The organism is Streptomyces sp. DI166 (genome assembly GCF_900091315.1).
Classification (GTDB): domain Bacteria; phylum Actinomycetota; class Actinomycetes; order Streptomycetales; family Streptomycetaceae; genus Streptomyces; species Streptomyces fuscus.
Genome location: NZ_FLSP01000067.1, coordinates 1 through 21,354 on the forward strand (window position 1 = coordinate 1; position 21,354 = coordinate 21,354).

General features: G+C 69.4%; 18 protein-coding genes. 11 read left to right on the top strand and 7 right to left on the bottom strand.

Annotation, left to right across the window (positions count from 1 at the left end; translation table 11 throughout):
• Positions 1-49 precede the first annotated feature (49 nt).
• Positions 50-754: a restriction endonuclease gene (locus GA0115233_RS27640; protein ID WP_093723064.1), complete on the top strand. Its 705-nt coding sequence runs from the start codon at positions 50-52 to the stop codon at positions 752-754.
• A gap of 25 nt (positions 755-779) precedes the next feature.
• Here GA0115233_RS27640 and GA0115233_RS27645 read toward each other — a convergent pair whose 3' ends face one another.
• Together GA0115233_RS27645 and GA0115233_RS27650 are read right to left on the bottom strand one after the other, a co-directional pair.
• The gene (locus tag GA0115233_RS27645) at positions 780-4,511 is read right to left on the bottom strand and encodes a caspase, EACC1-associated type (protein WP_093723025.1); all 3,732 of its coding nucleotides are present in this window, start codon (positions 4,509-4,511) and stop codon (positions 780-782) included.
• On the bottom strand, positions 4,508-4,924 hold the full coding sequence (locus tag GA0115233_RS27650) for a hypothetical protein (protein ID WP_093723026.1): 417 nt from the start codon (positions 4,922-4,924) through the stop codon (positions 4,508-4,510). The genes GA0115233_RS27645 and GA0115233_RS27650 overlap by 4 nt, the downstream gene beginning before the upstream one ends.
• 672 nt (positions 4,925-5,596) lie before the next feature.
• Here GA0115233_RS27650 and GA0115233_RS27655 point away from each other — a divergent pair.
• Together GA0115233_RS27655 and GA0115233_RS27660 are read left to right on the top strand one after the other, a co-directional pair.
• Entirely contained in the window at positions 5,597-7,873 is a 2,277-nt protein-coding gene (locus GA0115233_RS27655; RefSeq protein WP_093723027.1) for a GmrSD restriction endonuclease domain-containing protein, read from the top strand.
• Between the two features lie 371 nt (positions 7,874-8,244).
• Positions 8,245-9,072 carry a glycoside hydrolase domain-containing protein gene (locus GA0115233_RS27660; protein ID WP_093723028.1) on the top strand — a complete coding sequence of 276 codons (828 nt, stop codon included), beginning with the start codon at positions 8,245-8,247 and terminating at the stop codon, positions 9,070-9,072.
• Here GA0115233_RS27660 and GA0115233_RS27665 read toward each other — a convergent pair.
• Complete coding sequence (locus tag GA0115233_RS27665) at positions 9,069-9,449, bottom strand: MazG-like family protein (RefSeq protein WP_093723029.1); 381 nt, start codon at positions 9,447-9,449, stop codon at positions 9,069-9,071. The two genes, GA0115233_RS27660 and GA0115233_RS27665, sit on opposite strands and share 4 nt — an antisense overlap.
• Positions 9,450-9,484: 35 nt before the next feature.
• Positions 9,485-10,042, bottom strand: coding sequence for a DoxX family protein (locus GA0115233_RS27670; RefSeq protein WP_093723065.1), 558 nt, complete (start codon positions 10,040-10,042; stop codon positions 9,485-9,487).
• Positions 10,043-10,182: 140 nt separating this feature from the next.
• On the opposite strand from GA0115233_RS27670, the gene GA0115233_RS27675 reads away from it, so the two are divergent.
• Together GA0115233_RS27675 and GA0115233_RS27680 are read left to right on the top strand one after the other, a co-directional pair.
• Entirely contained in the window at positions 10,183-10,509 is a 327-nt protein-coding gene (locus tag GA0115233_RS27675) for a hypothetical protein (protein WP_093723030.1), read from the top strand.
• A 53-nt stretch (positions 10,510-10,562) separates the two neighbouring features.
• Positions 10,563-11,443 (top strand): IS5 family transposase gene (locus GA0115233_RS27680; protein ID WP_107406465.1). Its coding sequence is split into 2 segments (ribosomal slippage): positions 10,563-10,923 and positions 10,923-11,443, totalling 882 coding nucleotides; the frame shifts between segments, so codons are not numbered across the junction.
• Between the two features lie 14 nt (positions 11,444-11,457).
• Here GA0115233_RS27680 and GA0115233_RS27685 read toward each other — a convergent pair.
• Positions 11,458-11,781 carry a hypothetical protein gene (locus GA0115233_RS27685; protein WP_255310375.1) on the bottom strand — a complete coding sequence of 108 codons (324 nt, stop codon included), beginning with the start codon at positions 11,779-11,781 and terminating at the stop codon, positions 11,458-11,460.
• Between the two features lie 235 nt (positions 11,782-12,016).
• Between GA0115233_RS27685 and GA0115233_RS27690 the strand changes: the two genes are divergently transcribed.
• Complete coding sequence (locus GA0115233_RS27690; RefSeq protein ID WP_093723032.1) at positions 12,017-13,006, top strand: aldo/keto reductase; 990 nt, start codon at positions 12,017-12,019, stop codon at positions 13,004-13,006.
• Between the two features lie 297 nt (positions 13,007-13,303).
• Here GA0115233_RS27690 and GA0115233_RS27695 read toward each other — a convergent pair whose 3' ends face one another.
• A complete protein-coding gene (locus tag GA0115233_RS27695) occupies positions 13,304-14,071 on the bottom strand; it encodes an SDR family oxidoreductase (RefSeq protein ID WP_093723067.1) in 768 nt (255 codons plus the stop codon).
• 135 nt (positions 14,072-14,206) lie between these two features.
• Here GA0115233_RS27695 and GA0115233_RS27700 point away from each other — a divergent pair, with 135 nt between their 5' ends.
• A complete protein-coding gene (locus tag GA0115233_RS27700; RefSeq protein WP_093723033.1) occupies positions 14,207-15,850 on the top strand; it encodes an alkaline phosphatase D family protein in 1,644 nt (547 codons plus the stop codon).
• 28 nt (positions 15,851-15,878) lie between these two features.
• Here the strand turns inward: GA0115233_RS27700 and GA0115233_RS27705 are convergent, their stop codons facing one another.
• Positions 15,879-16,874 carry a Gfo/Idh/MocA family protein gene (locus GA0115233_RS27705; RefSeq protein WP_093723034.1) on the bottom strand — a complete coding sequence of 332 codons (996 nt, stop codon included), beginning with the start codon at positions 16,872-16,874 and terminating at the stop codon, positions 15,879-15,881.
• A gap of 88 nt (positions 16,875-16,962) precedes the next feature.
• Here GA0115233_RS27705 and GA0115233_RS27710 point away from each other — a divergent pair, with 88 nt between their 5' ends.
• The 4 genes from GA0115233_RS27710 (at position 16,963) to GA0115233_RS27725 (ending at position 21,237) form a co-directional block, all read left to right on the top strand.
• Positions 16,963-18,297, top strand: coding sequence for a multidrug effflux MFS transporter (locus GA0115233_RS27710; RefSeq protein ID WP_093723035.1), 1,335 nt, complete (start codon positions 16,963-16,965; stop codon positions 18,295-18,297).
• On the top strand, positions 18,234-19,424 hold the full coding sequence (locus tag GA0115233_RS27715) for a serine hydrolase domain-containing protein (protein ID WP_176711958.1): 1,191 nt from the start codon (positions 18,234-18,236) through the stop codon (positions 19,422-19,424). The genes GA0115233_RS27710 and GA0115233_RS27715 overlap by 64 nt, the downstream gene beginning before the upstream one ends.
• Positions 19,425-19,561: 137 nt before the next feature.
• Positions 19,562-20,584 (top strand): small ribosomal subunit Rsm22 family protein, encoded by a 1,023-nt coding sequence (locus GA0115233_RS27720; protein ID WP_093723036.1) that lies wholly within the window; start codon positions 19,562-19,564, stop codon positions 20,582-20,584.
• Between the two features lie 50 nt (positions 20,585-20,634).
• Positions 20,635-21,237: a TetR/AcrR family transcriptional regulator gene (locus GA0115233_RS27725; RefSeq protein ID WP_093723037.1), complete on the top strand. Its 603-nt coding sequence runs from the start codon at positions 20,635-20,637 to the stop codon at positions 21,235-21,237.
• Positions 21,238-21,354 lie beyond the last annotated feature (117 nt).

A 21,354-nucleotide genomic window follows, 5' to 3' on the forward strand; every position in this document is an offset into this window, starting at 1 on the left:
GTCCCGCCTTGCCGAGACTCTCGCTCAGGGCGGTTCGGGGGAGGGCGGGATGGCTGTTCAACGTGGACGGAATGCGGCTCGTCGTCGTGGGCGGGCGACAGGAGCGAAGCCGATCGTGCTCGGTGGTGGCGGGCTGCTGATCGTGCTGGTGGTGTTCTGGTCGGAGGTGTGGCCGTACGTCGCCGGGAGCGTGGTCCTCGGCGGTATCGGAGCCGTGGGCTGGTGGCTGTGGCGCACCGACCGGAGGGTGCGTGCCCGGGATCGCCGTTGGCGCCAGGACGAGGCGGTGAAGGCCGGTCGGCGGACCCTGGTCGAGGTGGATGCGATGACGGGCACCGAGTTCGAGGAGTTGGTTGCCGGCTTGTGCCGCAGGGACGGGTGTACGGAGGTCCGGCGGGTGGGTGGTTCGCACGACAACGGTGCCGATGTCGTCGGTCGTCTGCCGGATGGCCGGACGTTTGTGATCCAGTGCAAGCGGTACGCGCCCAGCAGCACCATCGCCAGCCGTGAGCTGCGCGATCTGCTGGGTGCCAAGGTCCACTTCCAGGCCGACGTGGCGGTGTTCGTGACGACCACCAGGTTCAGCCGTCCCTCCGAGAGGTTCGCCGTGGAGCACGGCATTCTCGCCGTGCACCGCGATCACCTCGGCTTGTGGAACAACGGAGCGTCCCTGCTGGCGCTGAGCCGTGTGAACGGTCGCGGTCAGGGGGACTCCCGTCACCGGGCGCGCTGGAAGCAGGCCTACGGGAAGTGACCGGCGCCCCAAAGCCGTTCAGCGGTCAGTGGGTGCTCGTGTCGTACAGTCTCCACGCCGGGTACCGCAGGGCGGGACCGCACTCTTCGCCGTTCTCCACGAGCCGACGGCGGTGCAGCATCAGGCGCAGGTGGCGCGCTTCGTCAGCGCCTTCGTCCGGCCCGCGGTCGAGCAGGACGGCCTGTGTACGGTCAGCGTCCTGGGTTCGTACCAGGACATCGACGGGGTGGCCGTGGACACTCTCGCCGACCGCTGCTGTTGTTCCCGGCTGCGTGGACATGACCTTGTAGAGGCGCTGCAGCAGGTCGTCTCCTGCTAGGGCTTCGATGCGAGACCCGGTCGTGGTGGCGGCGTTCAGGAGCTCGCCGGCGACACCACCCCATCTGCGCCACAGGTGCATGTCGCCGACCACAATGAGGTGGCTGCGGGCGCGGGTGATGGCGACGTTCCAGAGGTTGAGCTGGCGGTGGACCCAGCCAATCGCGCTGTCGTGCATGCCTTGACCGGCGACGAGGGAGAAGACCATGACGTCGCGCTCACCGCCCTGGAAGGTGTGCACGGTGCCCACGCGCACGCGTTGCCGGTCGTATTGCCTCAGTTGCGCGCGGAGTTCGTCGGCTTGAGGCGCGAAAGGGGTTACCACGCCGATCGTGGCTTCGTCGGGGAGTCCCTCCAGCAGGGCGCGTACAAAACTGTCCACCTGCCGGACCTCGTCGTGGTTCACCCAGGAGCCGCCGTACGGGGGCCGGGCGGCTCGTCCGGGAACGTGGGACCAGAAGATCGGTGGCTTGCGCAGGGATGGGCGGTCCCGGGTGTCGGTGAGGACCGTCAGCCCTTGGTCGTAGAAGAGTTCGTTGGACACGGCGGCGATGTCCGGGTGGCAGCGGAAGTGTTCGTCGAGGAGCAGGGTGCCTCCCGCGGAGCGCTCGGCGGCGTGGAATGCGGAGTGGCGGCGGTGGGCGAGCCGGTTCTTCTCCAGCCAGCCGGAGCGCAGGCCGGCCTTGCGGCGGATCAGAGCTTCGCGTTCGGGGCTGACCTTGACGATGTGCGGGAGCTGCATGGCATCCCCGATGACCAGGGCCCGCCGCGCCCGGAACAGCAGTGGAAGCACGTGCGGAATGGCGCACTGGCTGGCTTCGTCGATGACGACCAGGTCGAACAGGGCGGGACCGAGCGGGAAGCGCCGAGCGGAAAGGCTGGTGACCGCCCAGCCGGGTGCGGCAGGGAGCACTTCACGCATGGCGGCCCAGTCGGTGCGGTTGCTGTCTCTGGCGCTCAGAAGATCGCGAATGCGCCGTCGGCCGGTCCACGCGTTGCTTCGTACGGTGCTTTCCAGCAGGATGCGCGAGGCGTTCTGCACGCCCGCTTCAGCAGCGTCGACCTTCGTAGCCAGCGCGGTGTCATCGACACGGGAGACCTGTGCGTATCCGTTGCGCCAGGCCACTTCCGCAGCAGCGAAGTCGGCCAGAGCGAGGCAGCCTTCTGCCCGGTCCCCTTCGAAGGCCTTGAGACCGATCTTGCTCAGGAAGCGGCCGCGCCGCCAAGTGCCGAAGAACCGGGCGTGGGCCAGACGCCGCGCCCGGACCTCCACCTGATCAAGGCTACTTACCTGTTCAATGACCGCGTTCAGTTCGGTTACGGACCGGCCGAGTTGGGCGGCGTGCTCCTCACGCAGCCGGCCGGCTTGAAGCAGGTTCTTCTCGGTCATGGCGACCTGGGCGAGATCCTGCTGGACACGCGCGAAATGGCCGCGGGCGATGTCGACGTCCATGGCGGCCGTGGCCACGTTGGGAACGGGTTCCGGCGCGGTGCGCAGGGTGTCCAGGCCTTTGGCCTCGGCTTCGACGTAGTTCCCGGTCTTGGCCCTGGCCGAGCCGGTGCGTATGACACTGCCGGGTACGAGCGTGTCGCAACGGCGCCAGACCTCGTCCACCGCCTCGTTGTTGTTGGAGGCCACGAGAACGGTCTGGTCGCTCGTCACCGCTGTGGCGACGAGGTTGGCCACCAGCTGGCTCTTTCCGGTGCCCGGCGGTCCCGTGGCGACGGTCAGCCGTTGCGTCATGGCCGAGTGCAGTACGGCGGCTTGGGCCTTGTTGCAGGGCAGTGGTGTGACCAGGCGCGTCGGCTCTGGTTCCGACAGGGTCAGTGCGCGGCTGCGTTCGGCCGGATCGGGCGAGAGAGCGGCGAGCGCCGTCGCCTGGATGCGGTCCGTCTGCTCCGCGATACCGGCGAAGTCGTCCAGGAGCTTCTTCGTGTAGGCGGTGTCGGGCAGAGCCGTGAAGAGCACGGCGGCGTTGCGCGCGCCGTCGCCGGGCGTGTGAATGTCGATGTGGTCGGCCAGCTGATCGGGCAGGAGTTCCTGGACGCAGGGAATCTCGAACTCCTCCCGGAGGAGCTTGCTCGCTTCCACCGCCATGCGGTCGTGCTGGCCCCGATGCCAGGTCGGCTGGAAGGTGTCTGCGAACTGGGCGGCCTCCTCGTCACCCAGCCAGTTTCGCGCCAGCTGAGGGTGCGGCTGGACGGGACCGTACGGCTTGAGCCGTACCCGGCCCTCTTCGGACACGACCTCCACGCGGCGGGTCAGCAAGGGCGCGAACTTCGGGTGCCGCCAGGGGCCGCCTCCTCGTGGCCCGGTCAGGACCACGGCCGGGTAACCGGCCCACAATTCGGCCTCCTGCTCGACGGCCGACTCGATCAGCGCGTCTGCCTCTGCCGGGACGGGGATGCAGCCGTCGTCATCGACATCGCCGGAGAGAAGCCGCTCCGTGCCGGAGAGGCAGACGTACGAAGTGTCGTGGTCGCCGACGGACATCAGCGGTGTCTCGGTCTCGTCGGACAGCACGCACTCGCGGTAGTAGTCCAGGAGACGGTGCCACGTTGGCTGAGACGAGGCGGATTTGCGAGTAGGGGCCCCGGCCTGCGGTTCGGACGAAGCGGTGGGGCGACGGGTGAGAGGGGTGAGCAGCGGAGCCGCGCCGAACGGGCAGTCGGCGATGACGATACGGTCGTCGACGCCGTGCGCGAACTTGACCGGCACCTGGCGGGCACCCTGGGCTCGCATGCGTCGGTTGACGTAGTGGAAGAGGTCCTCCACCGACACGTCGCCCTTGCCGTCCTTGCCCACCCTGCCGGTGCGCAGGGCTTCGATGACCTCAGCGGTGAAGGCGGACGGCTGCACCTCGCCGGTACTGGCCGCGTCGGCGTACGAGTCCTCACCGGCCCGTGACGACGACAGCACGTACACGCCGCGGCTGGTGAGCAGAGGCCGCTCCTGCTCGGCGGACTTCGCTACGGAATCCGGCTGCCGGTCGGAGGTGCGCAGGCCCACGGCGAAGCCGCCGCTGCGGCAACAGTCGATCAGCACCACCTTCTGCGGGGCCCAGCACTGCTCCAGCTGCTCGTTGACGAACCCCGCGCTCACGCCCGTTTCAGCGATCCGGTCGAAGTCGGTGTCGGTGGCGATGAAGTGGAACTCCCCGCCGTCCCGCACGAGTCGCGCACCGTGTCCGGACACGTAGACCAGGGCCAGTTCATCTTGCTCGCAGGCGTCCAGGAACTCGCTGACGGCCTCCTGCATGTCGGCGGCGGTCAAATTCTCCCGGGACGTGACGGAGACGAACCCGCCGATGTTGCGGTGCCTGAGAACCTGCTCCATGCCCCAGACGTCGGCCCGTGTGGAGGGCAGCGGAGGGAAGCGGCTGTCGTCGTAGTGCTCAATGCCGATCAGCAGGGCGCGGCGCTTGACGAGCCGGGTCACTCGCCGTCACCTTCCGGTCCGTAGGACGGGGCTTCACCCACCTTGTCCAAAAATTCGCGGACGACTCGCTCCTGAGCAGCGTCCGGGCGGCCTGTGATAGAGACGGAATGTCCGTCGTAGGTGACCTCGACCTTGCGGTGACGGTCCTTGGCGCACCATTCCTTGATCGCGGTGATCAGGACTTGCGAAGCGGGCCGGGCGACCGCGGTTGCCGTGGCTGCCCACAGCGCCACCTCGCCGACGCCGACGCCCTTGTGGCCCGGTTGGAGGGCCGCGTCGTCTTCGGTGAAGCCGGCGACCACGCCCTCTGTTCCGTGCAGGGCCGCAAACAGATCGCGCGTGAGGCGTTCCTGCCGCAGCGCGTCCCCGCCGGCAGCCACCACGAGCTGCCACCGGCGTCCCCCGTCCTGCATGCACCGCTCCTCGTCATCACGTCATCACGTGGGATGACTTTGGCATGAAGGTGCCCCCGGAAACAGCTCGCCGGGGACGCGCAGGGGCACCATTCAGCCAGCCGTGACTTCAGTGTTGCCGACGCGGCGTAACGGGCCCGTCCCAGTCGTCCTGGCGGCTGACAGCTCTCCACCTCGATCGCAGAGCGTGTGCGGGCGGGTGGAGGAGTACACCACCCGAGTACCGCCCGTTCCGCAGCGACATCGTCGGAGCGTCGATATGGGACAACGTGATTCCTGCTGTGGCGTGCCGCATTAGCACGGTGTGTTATCGCGTCCTGCTCTTCGGCTGTCTGTTGAGGGCGATTCTGTCGGCCACAGCCAGTAAATACGCACAGGTGTTCATTTGTGACTCCTCCCGCCTGTGTTTATCGAACAAGGCGCACCCCAGCCCTCATCTCGCCTGAGTGTTAACCGAGTCGACATGAGGCGCTAGTTGTTGCGTTCGCCGACTGTGCGTTACGCGCGGCCATGCCTTCCGGCGAGGCTCCTCCCTGGAAGAGCAGTGGCTGGTTGGATCCCGTCACCGCGCATTCCGCGGCGTCCCCGCGTGGTAGAAACCTGAGGCGTTGTTCCCACGCTCTGACCCCTGCCACCCGCCCAGTTGACCTCGGACGTTAGGAGCCCTCGGCTGTGCCACCCACTTTGTACCGTGACACCAATTACACGATCAGGCATCTGATCGAGAGCATCGAAGGCGGCCGTATCGGACTCCCCGACATCCAACGCCCGTTCGTCTGGTCTGCGGCGAAGGCCCGCGATCTCTTCGACTCGATGTACCGGGGCTACCCCATCGGTACGCTGATGTTCTGGGAGACCGGTGCTGAGGTGGGGACGCGACAGATCGGAACTGAAACAGGCGATCGAACGCCCCAGTTGTTAGTTGTCGATGGGCAGCAGCGGCTCACCGCCCTGTTCGCTGTCCTCACCGGGCGCAAGATCGTCACTAAGTCTTTCGACGAGATCAACGTTCGTATCGCGTTTCACCCCGAGGACCAGGCGTTCGAGGTCACGGACGCGGCGATCGAGCGTAACCCTCACTTCATTCCGGACATCACCGCGCTCTGGGTACAAGGCGGTTACAAGCCCACCGTCCGGCAGTTCTTCCACCGACTCGAACAGGCCAGCGGACAGCCGTTGTCGAACGCTGTCAAGGATGAGCTCGAAGAACGCATCGACAGGGTCCGTGACCTGCACGAGTTCCACTTCCAGGTTGTGGAGTTGGGAGCTTCGGCCGACGAGGAGCAGGTGGCGGACATCTTCGTGCGCATCAACTCCGAAGGCGTGAAGCTCAATCAGTCCGACTTCATCCTCACCCTGATGTCAGTGCATTGGGAGAAGGGGCGCCGCCAGCTCGAAGACTTCAGCCGCAGCGCGGTGATCGCGGGGCTCCCCGGTCCCAGCCCTCGGAATGCCTTTCTGGATCCCAGCCCGGATCAACTGCTGCGCGTAGCCGTCGCTGTCGCCTTCCGGCGCGCCCGGCTGCAGCACGTCTACAGCGTCCTGCGAGGTAAGGATCTCGAAACCGGCAAGGTCACCGCCGCTCGACGGCAGGAGCAGTTCGATCGGCTCGCCCAAGCACACACGAAGGTCCTGGACCTGACCAGCTGGCACGAGTTCTTCCAGTGCGTCACGGCGGCCGGCTTCCGCAGCCGCAAGATGATCACCTCCGACAACGCCCTGCTGTACAGCTACACGATCTGGCTGATCGGACGCCATGACTTCGGGCTGACGGCCGATGAACTCCGTCCCGTGATCGGACGGTGGTTCTTCATGGCGCACACCACTGGCCGGTACTCCAACTCACCTGAGTCGCAGATGGAGTTCGACCTGGGGCGCATTGGCAGTCTGCCGCCAGGCGACGGCCGCGCCTTCACCGCGGAACTTGACCGGATCATCGCAGCGAACTTCACCGGTGACTACTGGGACATCTCCCTCCCGAACCGGTTGGACACCTCCTCGTCGCGTTCACCGGTGCTGTTCGCCTACCAGGCGGCGCTCAACATCCTCGACGCCGAAATGCTCTTCGGCGACCAACGAATCCGTGATCTGTTGGACCCCTCAGTCAAGCCCGCCAAGGCTGTCGACCGGGACAACCTGTTCCACCGCAAGGTGCTCGCCGGACTCGGTATCACCGACCGGCGCCAAGTCAATGCCATCGCCAACATGGCCTACGTGACATGGCCGGCAGATGAGCCGTCCAACACCGACGCACCACAGGACTACTGGCCGAGGATCACGGACGCGATGGACCCGGCGGTGCTTGAGCGGCAGGTGCGGTGGCACGCCCTCCCGGTCGGCTGGGAGCAGCTCGACTATCCCACCTTCCTGGAACGGCGGCGCCAGCTCATCGCCAAGGTCGTGCGGGAAGCGTTCGAAACCCTTACGGGGGAACGTCCCGCGTACATCCCGACCACCCCGGCCGACATGATCGCCGCCGGCGAGTCCCAGGGCACCGAGTTCAAGGCCAGCGCCCGCTGGAACGTGCACACTCGGCAGGCCGACAAGTCCCTGCGGCACAACATCGTCAAGGCCGTCTGCGGCTTCCTGAACGGCGAGGGTGGAAACCTGTTTATCGGCGTCGCCGATGACGGGACTGTCCTCGGCATCGAGGACGACCTCACCACTCTGGAGCCGCAAGCCGGCGTCGACGGGTACGAGCTCTTCGTACGCCAACTCCTCGACAGCAGCCTCTCGACCCCGACGGCGACCACCGTCCGTGTACGCTTCCCCGAAATTTCCGGCACGGTCGTCTGCCAGATCAGCGTCGCCGCGGCCGGTAGGCCGGTGTTCGCCAAGCCCGCCAAGGGTGGCAACGGCCTAACCGACTTCTGGGTCCGGGTCGGCAATGCCACCAAGCAACTCCACGGCGATAACCTCCTGCGCTACCAGGAGGAGCACTGGGGATGAACGTCCTTATGGCCAGCCCGATCCGCCTTCCCGGCGTCTTCGGCGTGCTTGAACACACAATGGCCCGCGCTCTGCGGGAGCGGAGCACACGCAGCAGCCGCAGACTGTCGGTCTGGCGCAACTGGAGCTGACGGACGCAGAAGGGCCGCAGGTGCGCACGCGACCCCAGGAGGCAAGTGGCAGGCGGCTCGTCCTGCCGCACCCCCTCCGGCCCAGGCCGGAGGGGGTGTCCTGTCTGCGGATAGACCATCTTCGATAGGCTGCGGAGCGCTCCGACTGCCGGAGTTCTACCGCCGCCGCCGAAGATCAGCTCGCGTGAGCCTTCCCGCGTATCGGACGTGGCCGCGGGCCGTGATCCGAATGGGGTGGGGATGTCCAGGCACCGGCTGTCCAAGAGGGGCCGTTACATCGCGTGGGCCACGACCGGTGTCGTCGTGGTCGCCGGAGCCGGGATCGCGGCGCAGACCTCCATGGCCGCCACGAGCTGGCCCGCGCAGAAGACGTACACGGGACGAGCGTTCGACACCTGCACGGCGCCCTCGCTCGCCGCGATGAAGGCGTGGAAGACCGGCTTCTACGGTGCGGCGGCGGTGTACATCGGCGGCAGGAATCGCGGCTGCGCGCAGCCCAACCTCACCGCGTCCTGGGTGAAGTCGGTCAACGCCGCGGGCTGGAAGCTGATCCCGCTCTACGTCGGCGCCCAGCCGCCCTGCCAGGCCAGCAGGAACCCGGAGCGGTTCACCGCGTCAACGGCGGCTTCTCTCGGGGCGAGCAACGCCAAGGACGCTGTCGCCAAGGCCTCGGCCCTCGGCTTCAAGCCCGGCAGCCCCATCTACCTCAACATGGAGTCGTACGACATCACGAACAAGGCGTGCAACGACGCCACGTTGAAGTACGTGCGCTCCTTCACCAAGACCCTGCGGGCGAAGACGTACCGCGCCGGTCTCTACGGCTTCAGCAGCTCCAGTGCCAAGGCCATCGCCACCGCCAAGGACCGGACCGACCTGCCGGGCAACCTCTGGTACGCGCTGTGGGACAAGAAGAACACCACCACCGCCGACTGGCCCTGGGACCCCAAGCTGTACACGAATCACAGCCGCGCCCACCAGTACATGGTCAACAGCAAGGAGACCCGCGGCGGCCACACCATCACCGTCGACCGAAACGCCTGGGACGCTCCGGTGGCACTCATCGGTTAACGACTGGGTCGGCGGCCGCTGCGCGGCTCGGTCCCCTCCCCGCCCAACGACCGTTCCCGCACCCGCCCCACGTGCTCCGTCAACACTTCCCGCGCCTCCGGCGTCAACGTCCGCAGCACTACCAGCGCCGTGATCACCACGTCGCACAGTTCCGCCTGTACGTCCTCCCACGTGTGGGAGGAACCCTTGCGAGGGTTCTGGCCCGTCGCTCCGATCACCGCCTCCGCGACCTCGCCGACCTCCTCCGAGAGTTTGAGGATGCGGAGGAGGAGGGCCTCGGGGCCGTCGAGGGGGCGGTGGGTGTCGAGCCAGGTCCAGAGGTGCTCGATGTCGGTCCAGAGGTCGGGGGTGGGGGACAGGGCGGGGTGGTCAGTCATGCGCAGAGACTCGCACGCGCCACTGACACGGCCCCCTACCGGGCCATCGACTCCTCGAACAGGGCCCCCTGCTCGCCCTCCTTCTCCTCCCGTACCCGCTTGTTGCGCAGGCCCACCACCACCGCCGTGCCCGCCGCCGTGGCCGCCAGGGCCGCCGGGACCATCCAGCCCCGGTCGAAGATGTGGCCCAGGGCGTGGTCCAGGGAGAGGCGGCCCGGGCCCGTGATCGCCAGGCCCGTTGCCGCCAGGCCCAGTGTTGCCGCGTACTCGTAGCCGCCCTCGGCGTTGAAGAAGCCGTTGGGGGCGTGGACCGCGGCGGCGCCTGCCATCGCGCCCGCGGCTGCCGCGCCCGCCGCCGGGGTCGCCAGGCCCAGCGCCAGGAGCGTGCCGCCGCCCGCCTCCGCCAGGCCCGCCATGCGGGCGTTCGCCTGGCCGGGGCTGTAGCCCACCGACTCCATGAACTGGCCCGTGCCCTCGATGCCCCCACCGCCGAACCAGCCCAGCAGCTTCTGCGCCCCGTGCGCCGCGAGCACCCCGCCGGCGCCCAGTCGGAGGAGGAGCAGGCCCAGGTCCCGTCGGTCGTATGCGCTCACGTTCACTCCTGTGACAGATGTGGCGGACGGAAGGTCTTGTTCCTCACCGTCGCATCGGCCTCGCCCACACGGCCCGTCCTGGATGGCGTTCGGGTGGCGTTCGGGTGGCGGGCGCCCCGGCGCGGTGTGAGCCTGCCGTCATGACGATTCAGCCCAAGAACCTCAGCGACCCGGTCGTCCGGGACTTCGTGACCGCCCTCAACCAGCACGACCGGGACACGTTCAGGTCCCTGCTCACCCCGGACGCCACCATGGCCGACGACGGCACCGACCGTGACCTCGACGACTGGATCGACCGGGAGATCTTCGAGTCCAACGGGCACATGGAGGTCGACAAGGAGTCCGACGGCGGGCACGCCCTCCTCGCCCGGTACCGCAACGACACCTGGGGCGAGATGCGTACCCGGTGGCGCTTCGATGTCGACGACAGCGGGAAGATCCGGCGGTTCGAGACCGGGCAGGCCTAGGGGCTGTCCGGCGGATCATGTGACTGTCGGATTGATCGCACGTTGTTCTCAGCATGGGGCGGGGTGATCTGACGAATGTCGAGTGGGTCCGGCTGGAGCCGCACCTGCCGGCGTCGGGACAGCGTGGCGGCCGGTGGAACGATCACCGCAGAGTTATCAACGGGATCCTGTTCCGGGTCCGAACGGGCATACCGTGGCGGGACCTTCCCGAGCGTTTCGGTAGCTGGAAGACCGTCTATGAACGCCATCGGCGCTGGTCGGCGGACGGCACGTGGGACTGGATCCTGCGTGCCGTCCAGGCCGACGCTGACCTTTCGGGCCGGATCGACTGGAGCATGGTCAGCGTCGACTCGACGTCCTGCCGTGCACACCAGCACGCTGCCGGCGCCCGCAAGAAGAAGCCACGCGTCCCGAAAAAAGGACGACGCCCCGGCATCACCACCCCGACGAAGGACTGGGACGGTCCCGGGGCGGCCTGACCTGCAAGATCCACCTCGCTGGTGAGGGCGGATGCCGGCCCTTGGCCTTCCTGCTCACGCCCGGCCAGTGGGGCGACGCGCCGCAGATGATCGAGGTCCTCGAACGCGTCCGCGTTCCCCGACCACAGGGTGGACGGCCACGCACCCGACCGGACCACCTCGGTGGCGACAAGGCATACAGCTCACGCCGCAACCGCCGCTACCTGCGAAGACGCCAGATCAAACACACCATCCCCGAGCCGAAGGACCAGCGGGCCAACCGCAAACGGCGCGGCAGCAAGGGCGGCCGGCCCACCGGCTTCGACAGCGAGATCTATAAACGCCGCAACGAAGTCGAGCGCACGATCAACCGGCTCAAGAACTCAAGAGCCGTCGCCACCCGCTACGACAAGCGGGCCTATGTCTTCCACGGCACCGTCACCACCGCAGCGATCCGCTTATGGCTTCGGCCGTGATCCGCCGACACCCTTCAGACGCCTGAGGGATCGGCGTGGTCCGGGTTTCGGCGGAACGGCAGCAGCTGGCTGAGGGCAATGAGGAGAAGCCCAGCGAACAGGAGGGCGTTTCCGCCGAAGAAGCGGACCTCCCAGGAAACGCTCGGCAAGATTCGAAAGTAGAAGAGGCTCTGCAGAAGGGGGGACGCGCCCGTGAGCAGGGCGCCGAGGCCGTGGAGCTGGGGCCTGGTGACATGGCGACGCGCCGTAGGCAGGATCCACCCTGTCCGGAGCGTCACGATTCCCAATGCGATCGCCAGCAGCCCCAAGAACGCGCCCGTTCCTACCACCCATGCCATGGTGCCGCTCCGCTCCGACCGTTAAGAGGCCAGGAACGCGAGTTACGCCCGGCCCGAAGATGCCCCCATTGTCGCTGGACCTAGTGGTGCCTGACCATGCCGACGCCAGGCAATCTCCGCGCTTCTCCACTGCCGTATATGCGCTGACTGCTCAAGATCCGCCGGACAGGCCCTAGACGCCGCTCGCCGAAGGCCCTTGCCTTGAAGTGCGCTTCAATTTCTAGCCTTCCGGGCCATGGAGACCAATTTCAGAGCATTGGGTCATAGCGGCATTCGCGTCAGCGCGCTCGGGCTCGGGTGTTGGGCCATCGGTGGCGAGTTCAGCACCCCCGACGGGCAGCCCCTCGGGTGGGGGCGCGTCGACGACGAGGAGTCCGTACGGGCCGTGCGGCGCGCCCTCGATCTGGGGGTCACCTTCTTCGACACCGCCGACACCTATGGCGCCGGGCACAGTGAGCGGGTGCTGGGGCGGGCGCTCGGCGCTCGGCGGGGCGAGGTCGTCGTCGCCACCAAGTGGGGGAACGTCTTTGACGAACGCAGCCGAGTTCTTCTCGGAAGCGACGACTCCCTCGACCATGCCCGGCGTGCGCTCACCGGTTCGCTGCGGCGGCTCGGGACCGATTACATCGACCTCTATCAGTTTCACGTGTCCGACGCCGACCCTGGTCGTGGCGCCGAACTCCGGGATCTCTGCGAGGAGTTCGTGCGGGAAGGGCTTGTGCGGGCGTACGCCTGGAGCACGGACGATCCCGGCCGCGCCGCCGTCTTCGGCGCGGGCGCGCACTGTGCGGCCGTACAGCATCGGCTGAACGTGCTTCAGGACGCGCCCGAGATGCTCGCGCTGTGTGAGGGAGAGGGGCTGGCCAGCGTCAATCGGAGTCCGCTTGCCATGGGGTTGTTGGCCGGGAAGCGGGGTGCGGGGGAGGCGTTGGAGGCCGGGGACATTCGTAGTGCGCCGCCTGCCTGGCTGGAGGGGTTCTCGGCGGGTGGGGCCGCCGATCCCGAGTGGCTGAAGCGGGTCCACGCCGTCCGGGACGTACTCACCAGCGGCGGGCGTACGCTCGCGCAGGGTGCCCTCGCCTGGATCTGGGGGCGCAGTGCGCTCACCGTGCCGATTCCCGGGTTCCGTACCGTCGCCCAGGTCGAGGAGAACGCGGGGGCCATCGGCAAGGGGCCGCTCACCCCGGCCCAGCTGAAGGAGATCGACGGCATCCTCGGGCGGTAGGCCCACAGCGCCGAACGTCGTACGGCAGCCGCCCACGGCACGGTGTGTACCCCGCGGTCCCGCGCGAGGTCCACCCCCAACCCGTGCCGTGGAGCGGCTGCCGTCTCCCCCCTCGGTATGGCTCAGTGGAAGCCCTCCACTCCAACTGTGAAGTTCTTGTGGAGGAGAGTTGAGCATATGACTTTGACCGGCCGCAATGGAGCGGACGGTCAAATTCCGGATGTGTAAATCGGTGAGGGCGGGATCGAACGCCCCTTAGCCGCGGCCGAACGCCGCCTAGCCGCGGCCGAACGCCGCCTAGCCCCGGCCCACGTACGGCATCGTCGTCGCCAGTACCGTCGCGAACTGCACGTTCGCCTCCAGCGGCAGTTCCGCCATGTGCCGCACCGTGCGTGCCACGTCCGCCACGTCCATCGCCGGCTCCGGCGCCATCTCGCCGTTCGCCTGGAGCGCGCCGGTCTGCATACGGGCCGTCATGTCGGTGGCCGCGTTGCCGATGTCGATCTGGCCCACCGCGATGTTGTACGGGCGGCCGTCCAGGGAGAGGGACTTCGTCAGACCGGTGAGGGCGTGCTTGGTCGCCGTGTACGCGACCGAGTGCGGGCGGGGGGTGTGCGCCGAGATCGAGCCGTTGTTGATGATGCGGCCGCCCTGCGGGGTCTGCTCCTTCATGTGGCGGTACGCCGTCTGCGCGCACAGGAACGCCCCGTTGAGGTTGGTGTCCACCACGTGCCGCCACGCCTCGTACGGCAGATCCTCCACCGGCACCCCGCCCGGGCCGAACGTACCGGCGTTGTTGAACAGCAGGTCCACCCGCCCGAACCGGTCCACCGTCGCCGTGAACAACGCGGCCACGTCCTCCGGCCGCGACACGTCCGCGCGTACGGCGAGAAAGTCGCCCTCCGGCACCAGCGCCGCCGTCTCCTCCAGCTTCTCGGTGCGGCGGCCGGCCAGCGCCACCGACCAGCCCGCGCGCAGCAGTTCCTCGGCCACCGCGCGTCCGATTCCGGAGCCCGCGCCGGTCACCACGGCCACCCTCGGCCTGTCCGTTCGCTTCGTGTTCATGGGTCCGGAGGGTACGGGAGGGTCCGCCATCCGAAACTCATTCATCCGCCATATGGGTGTTGTGTACGCGCCAATCGAGAGTCGTCCGCGGCCGGTGCAATCCCTGATGCGTTCATTTCGTCAGGGGAGGACCGGATGCCACTCGACGCCCACGTCTCACGCCACACTGCCGAACTGCGAGCCGCGGCCGCCCACTTGGGCCGCCGCCGGTTCCTCACCGTCACCGCTGCCGCCGCCGCGCTCGCCTTCGCGGTGCACCTGCCCACGGCCGGTGCCGCGGGCGCCGCCGAACTGGACGCCGCGCGCATCGGCGACGACCCCTTCACCCTCGGCGTCGCCTCCGGCGACCCGCAGCCCGACTCGGTCCTGCTGTGGACCCGGCTGGCCCCGGAGCCCTTCGCACCCGACGGCGGACTGCCCGACGAGCGCGTCACCGTGTACTGGGAACTGGCCCACGACCCCGAGTTCCGACGCGTCGTCAGACGCGGTGACACGCTCGCGCACCCCGAGTTCCGGCACACCGTGCACGTCGAGGTGGGCGAGCTCGACGCCGGCCGCGTGTACTACTACCGCTTCCGGGCAGGCACCTGGATCTCCGGGACCGGCCGGACACGCACCGCCCCCGCACCCGGCGACATGGTCTCCCGGATGAAACTGGCCGCCGTCTCCTGCCAGGCGTACCACGACGGCTACTTCACTCCGTACGCGCACCTCGCCGACGACGACAGTGTCGAGGTTGTCTTCCACCTTGGTGACTATCTGTACGAGTACGCCGTCAGCCCCGTCGGCGGAGCCCGGAACTACACCGACCGCGCCCTGCCCTCCGTCTTCAACCGGGAGACCCTCACCCTGGAGGACTACCGCCTGCGGTACGCCCTCTACAAGACCGACCCCGATCTGCGCGCCGCGCACGCCGCGCACCCCTTCGTCGTCACCTGGGACGACCACGAGACCGAGAACAACTACGCGGGCGGCACCCCGGAGGACAGCGTGCCGCCGGAGGAGTTCCTGCTGCGGCGCGCCTCCGCCTACCGCGCCTACTGGGAGCACCTGCCGCTGCGGCCGCTCCAGCTTCCGCAGGGGCCCGACATGCGGCTCTACCGGCGGCTGCACTGGGGGCGGCTGGCCCAGTTCGACGTGCTCGACACCCGGCAGTACCGCAGCGACCAGGCCCAGGGCGACGGCGCCAAGGTGCCCGGGCCCGAGGTCGACGACCCGGCGCGCACCATGACCGGCGAGACGCAGGAGCGGTGGCTGCTCGACGGGTGGCGGGCCTCGCGGGCCGTCTGGAACGTCCTCCCGCAGCAGGTCGTCTTCTCGCAGCGCAAATTCGACCTGACGGAGCCGTCCCGGGTCTCCATGGACGCGTGGGACGGCTACCGGGCCGCGCGTCGCCGGGTGCTGGACGGCGCGGAGGCCGCCGGCGTCACCAACCTGATGGTGCTCACCGGGGACGTCCACGTGGGGTACGCCTTCGACATCAAGGACGACTTCGACGACCCGTCCTCGCGGGTGCGCGGCACCGAGATCGTGGCGACCTCGATCGCCAGCGGGCGGGACGGCGCGGAGCGGCCCGCCAACTGGGCCACGTACCTGGCCGCCAACCCGCACCTGCGGTTCTACGACGGGCGGCGCGGCTATGTGACCGTCACGCTCGACGAGTCGCTGGCGCGGGCGGACTTCCGGACGGTGCCGTACGTGACCGCGCCGGGGGCGCCGGTCAGTACGGCCGCGTCCTTCGTGACGGAGGTGGGGGAGCCGGGGTTGAAGCCCGCCTGAGCGCGCTCGCGGCTTCCGCCTGCTCGCCCTATTCCCCCGGGTACCGCACGCCGATCCGGTCCCGGATCGCGTCCAGCGTGCGCATCACCGCGAGGGTGCCGTCCAGGGGGACCAGCGGGGACTCCGTCTCGCCCGCCCGCAGCGCGCGCATCACCTCGATGGCCTCGTGGCGCATGCTGGTGCGGGGGCCGTCGGCGGAGTCGGCGAGGAACTTCTCCGGGTCGCGTCCGTCGCGGTGGAGGACGAAGTGGTCCGGGAAGAAGAAGCCGTGCGGGATGTCGATACGGCCCTGGGAGCCGGTCACCGAGGCCGCCGTCGCCGTGCCGCCGACGATGGAGCAGTGCACCGAAGCGAGAGCGCCGCTCTCCCAGGAGAGCACCGCACCTGTCTGGAGATCGACGCCCTCGTCGGAGAGCGCTGCTCTCGCCGTGATGTCCGAGGGCTCACCGAGCAGCAACTGCGCGAACGACACCGGGTAGACGCCGAGATCGAGCAGCGCGCCCCCGCCCTGCGCGGGGTCGCGCAGCCGGTGCGAGGCCGGGAAGGGACCGGCGATCCCGAAGTCCGCCGACACACTGCGCACCTCGCCGATCGCCCCGTCGTCCACCAGCGCCTTCAGCCTGCGGACCATCGGGTTGCAGTACATCCACATTGCCTCCATCAGGAAGCGCCCGCGATCCCGTGCCAGGGCGACCAGTTCCTCCGCCTCGCGCAGGTTCAGTGTGAACGGCTTCTCGCACAGCACGTTCCGCCCGGCCTCCAGGCACAGGCCCGCCGCCGCGCGGTGCGCCGAGTGCGGGGTGGCGACGTAGACGACATCGATGTCCTCGTCCGCCGCCAGCGACTCCCAGTCGCCGTAGGCCCGGCCGATCCCGAACCGCTCCGCGAAGGCGTCCGCCGACGCCTGCGAGCGCGAGGCCACCGCGACCACCTCGGCGTCCGGCAGGTCCACCAGATCCGCCGCGAACGTGGCCGCGATTCCCCCGGTCGCCAGGATCCCCCAGCGCACCCTCTGCTCCACCATCCTCGAACCCCACCCTTGCTTTACTGACCCTCGGCACTGTGTTCGAGCTGAGAGCATAGGTGGCGGATCGCGAAAAGAGGGAGGGCACATGCCCGAGAGCGGGGCGTGCGAGGCATCCGCATCGAACGGCGAGACAAGCACGGCCAAGGGGGCGCGGGCGGCCGCACCGAGCAGCGCGGGCGGTGCCGTACGGCGGACATCGCTGCTGGTCACCTTTATCCTCGGCGGGCTGACCGCCACGCCCCCGCTGGCGATGGACATGTACCTCCCGGCCCTCCCGCAGGTCACCGGGGCCCTCGGTGCGCCCGCCGCGACCGTCCAGCTCACCCTCACCACCTGCCTGGCCGGAATGGCGCTCGGGCAGTTGGTGGTCGGCCCGATGAGCGACCGCTGGGGGCGCAGGCGTCCCCTTCTCATCGGGCTCGCCGTGTACGTCCTCGCCACCGCGCTGTGCGCGCTCGCGCCCACGGTGGAGTTCCTGGTCGCCTTCCGGCTGGCCCAGGGGCTCGCGGGCGCCGCCGGGATCGTCATCGCGCGGGCCGTCGTACGCGACCTCTACGACGGCGTGGCGATGGCCCGCTTCTTCTCCACCCTCATGCTGATCTCCGGCGTCGCGCCGATCGTGGCGCCGCTCATCGGCGGGCAGATCCTGCGGGTGACGGACTGGCGGGGCGTGTTCGTCGTGCTGACCGTCGTGGGCGCGCTGCTGGCCGTACTGGTGTGGGCGCGGCTGCCCGAGACCCTCGACCCGGCCGATCGGCACCAGGGCGGCGGGCGCGAGGCGCTGCGCTCGATGCGCGGGCTGCTCGCCGACCGTGTCTTCGCCGGGTACATGCTGACCGGCGGGTTCGCCTTCGCGGCGCTGTTCGCGTACATCTCGGCCTCGCCGTTCGTGGTGCAGGAGATCTACGGCGCCTCCCCGCAGACGTTCAGCCTGCTGTTCGGGCTGAACTCCGTCGGGCTGGTGATCGTGGGTCAGATCAACGGCAAGGTGCTGGTCGGCCGGGTGAGCCTGGACGCCGTACTGGCCACGGGGCTCGGCGTGGTGCTGCTGGCGGCGGTCGGGCTGCTGCTGATGGCGGCCGGGGTGTTCGGCGAGGTGGGTCTGGTGCCGGTGGCGGCGGCGCTGTTCGTGCTGATGTCCGCCATGGGTGTGACCATGCCCAACACGCAGACCCTCGCGCTGCTGCGCACCAAGCGGGCCGCAGGCAGCGCCTCCGCGCTGCTCGGTACGACGTCCTTCCTGGTCGGCGCGGTGGCGTCGCCGCTGGTGGGGGTGGCCGGTGAGGACACCGCCGTGCCGATGGCCGTCGTCCAACTGGTGGCCGCACTGGTGGCGGTGGGCTGCTTCGTGGGAATGTGCCGTCCCTGGAGCAGGCGGTCCGGCGTGGAGGGATCCGGCGTGGAGGGAGCGGAGAGCTGAGCGCACCGAAACTGCGCGCCGGCACACCGGAGCGGGCGGGTCTGGACCCCGGGGAACTCGGGCACCTGGTCCGCGAGGTGCACGACCTGACCGCGGGCGAACGGCCCTGGGCGGCGGGCGCGGTGGTGATCGCCGGACGCGGCCCCTGCGTGGCCGTGGAGGAGGCGGCGGGCTGGGCGGTCCGCTACGCCTCGTACGACCCGGAGACGGACAGGGGAGTGGAACTCCCGCCCTCGGCGCGGGTCCCGATGACCGTGGGCACCGCTTTCGACCTGGCCTCCGTGACGAAGCTGTTCACCGCCGTGGCCGCGGTGCAGCAGATCGAGCGCGGGACGCTCGGGGTGGACGCGGAGGTCGGGGCGTACCTGCCGGACTTCCGGGGCGCGGCGCGGTACGGGGTGACGGTACGGCAGCTGCTGACGCACACCTCGGGGCTGCGGCCCGAACTCCCGCTGTACGACTGCGCGGACGACGAGGAACGGCTGGCGCGACTGCGGGCGGAGGTGCCGATCGGGGTGCCGGGCACGTACTGCTACTCCGACCTCAACATGCTGCTCCTCCAGCACGTCCTGGAGCGCATCACCGGGCGCGGCCTGGACACCCTGATCCACGACGGGATCACCCGCCCCCTCGGCATGACCTCCACCCACTTCGGCCCGTGCCCCGGCGCGGCGGCCACGGAGGACCAGCGGCGGCCGTGGGCCAAGGCGGACCGGGGGATGCTGCGGGGCGTCGTCCACGACGAGAACGCCTGGGCGCTCGGCGGCGTGGCGGGCCACGCGGGCCTGTTCTCCACCGCCCGCGACCTGGCGATCTTCTGCCGGACCCTGCTGTCCGGCGGCTCCTACGGCCCCGCGCGCATCCTGGGCCCCGACTTCGTGGAACTCCTCCTCGACCCCCCGGGCCTGGGCTTCGCCCTGGACCAGGAGTGGTTCATGGGGGAACTGGCGGGACGGGGAGCCGCGGGCCACACGGGCTTCACCGGCACGATGCTGCTCCTGGACCGGGCGACGGACACGTTCCTGGTCCTGCTGGCGACCACGGTGCACCCGAGGCGCAGGCCGGCCGACAACCGGCCGCGTGCGGCAGCGGCGACTCGCGTGGCACGGGCCGTGCGGGAGAGGTGACACGGGGGACGACGGGGGGCGGGGCGTGGAGAGGCGGGGCGCCGGCCGTCGCGTCGCGTACCCGTGCCGCGCGCACCGCCGCGTACCGGCTCGCCAGCCCCGTCAGTTCGACCGGCGGGCCGGAATAGAATCGCCGGGTGAACGACCCCGGGGCCTCGGCCGAGACATTGCGTACCGCTCTTGACGGGCTGCTGGACGGGCTTCCGGCTCGGCAGGCCGGGGCCGCGGTGGAGCGGCTGATCGCCAACTACCGTGGGGCCACGCCCACCGACGCGCCCATCCTCCGGGACCGTGCCGATGTCGCCGCCTACGCCGCGTACCGGATGCCCGCCACCTTCGAGGCGGTGCGGGCCGCGCTGGAGGCGCTCGCGGAAGCCGCCCCCGAGTGGGTGCCGGGCAGTCACGTCGATGTCGGCGGCGGTACCGGCGCCGCGACCTGGGCCGTCGGCGCCACCTGGCCCGGCCCGCGCCCCGTCACCGTGCTCGACTGGGCCGAGCCCGCGCTCGCCCTCGGGCGGGAGATCGCCGCCGCCAGCCCCGACCTGCGGGACGTCCGTTGGCAGCGCTCTCGTATCGGATCGGCGCTCTCCATCGAGAGCACTGATCTCGTCACCGTTTCCTACGTGCTCAACGAGCTCCCCGAGACCGACCGCGCCACCCTCGTCGACACCGCCGCCTCCGTCGCGCAGGCCGTCGTCATCGTCGAGCCCGGCACCCCCGACGGATACACCCGGATCATCGAGGCCCGGGAACGGCTCGTCGCCGCCGGTTTCCGGATCGCCGCCCCCTGCCCCCACAGCGCCGCCTGCCCCATCGTCCCCGGCGCCGACTGGTGCCACTTCTCGGCGCGGGTCAGCCGCTCCTCCCTGCACCGCCAGGTCAAGGGCGGCTCCCTCGCCTACGAGGACGAGAAGTTCGCCTACGTCGCCGCCGTACGCTTCCCGGTCACCCCCGCCCCCGCCCGGATCGTCCGCAAACCGCAGATCCGCAAGGGTCAGGTCCTCCTCGACCTCTGCGAGACCGGGACCGGGGCCGGGACCGGGACCGGGACCGAGGCCAAACCCGCTCTCGCCCGCACCACCGTCACCAAGCGCCACGGCGACCTCTACAAGTCCGCCCGCGACGCCGACTGGGGCGATCCCTGGCCCCCGGCCGACTAGAGACCCCGCTGACGAGACGCACCGTCTTGTCGGCTGCTAAATTCGGACCCATGGCCAAGAACGTCGCCCCCGACTCCACCCGCCGCAGCGAGAAGTCGCGCCGCGCCATCTACGACGCCGCCCTCGCCCTCGTCGGGGAGGTCGGGTATCCGAAGACGACCATCGAGGGGATCGCCGCCCGGGCCGGAGTCGGCAAGCAGACGATCTACCGCTGGTGGTCGTCCAAGGCCGAGGTGCTGATGGAGGCCTTCCTCGACCTCGGGGAGCAGGCCGGGGGCGAGTCGTACGCCATTCCCGACACCGGCGACCTCGCCGCCGACCTCAAGGCCGTCCTCCGCGCCACCGTCGACGAACTGAAGGACCCCCGCTTCGAGGTACCCTCGCGCGCCCTCGCCGCCGAAGGTGTCGTCAACGAGGAGCTGGGCCGGAAATTCGTCGAGAAACTGCTCGAACCCTCGCTCCAGCTCTACGTCGCCCGCCTGCGCTCCGCCCAGCAGGCCGGAGACGTACGCCCCGAGATCGACCCCCGCATCGCCCTCGAACTGTTCGTCTCCCCGCTCGCCCAGCGCTGGCTGCAGTACTCCGGGCCCATCTCCTACGAGTACACCGACACCCTCGTCGACTACGCCCTGTACGGACTCGCGCCCCGCTGAGTGAGGCACCGCACACCATAAATCGTGGCAAAGCATGTGATGACGGTTGATCCCCGCCTCGTCCCACCTACCCCTGTTGTCTGCTACGGCCCCCCGGAGCGCACGATGGTGGGACGA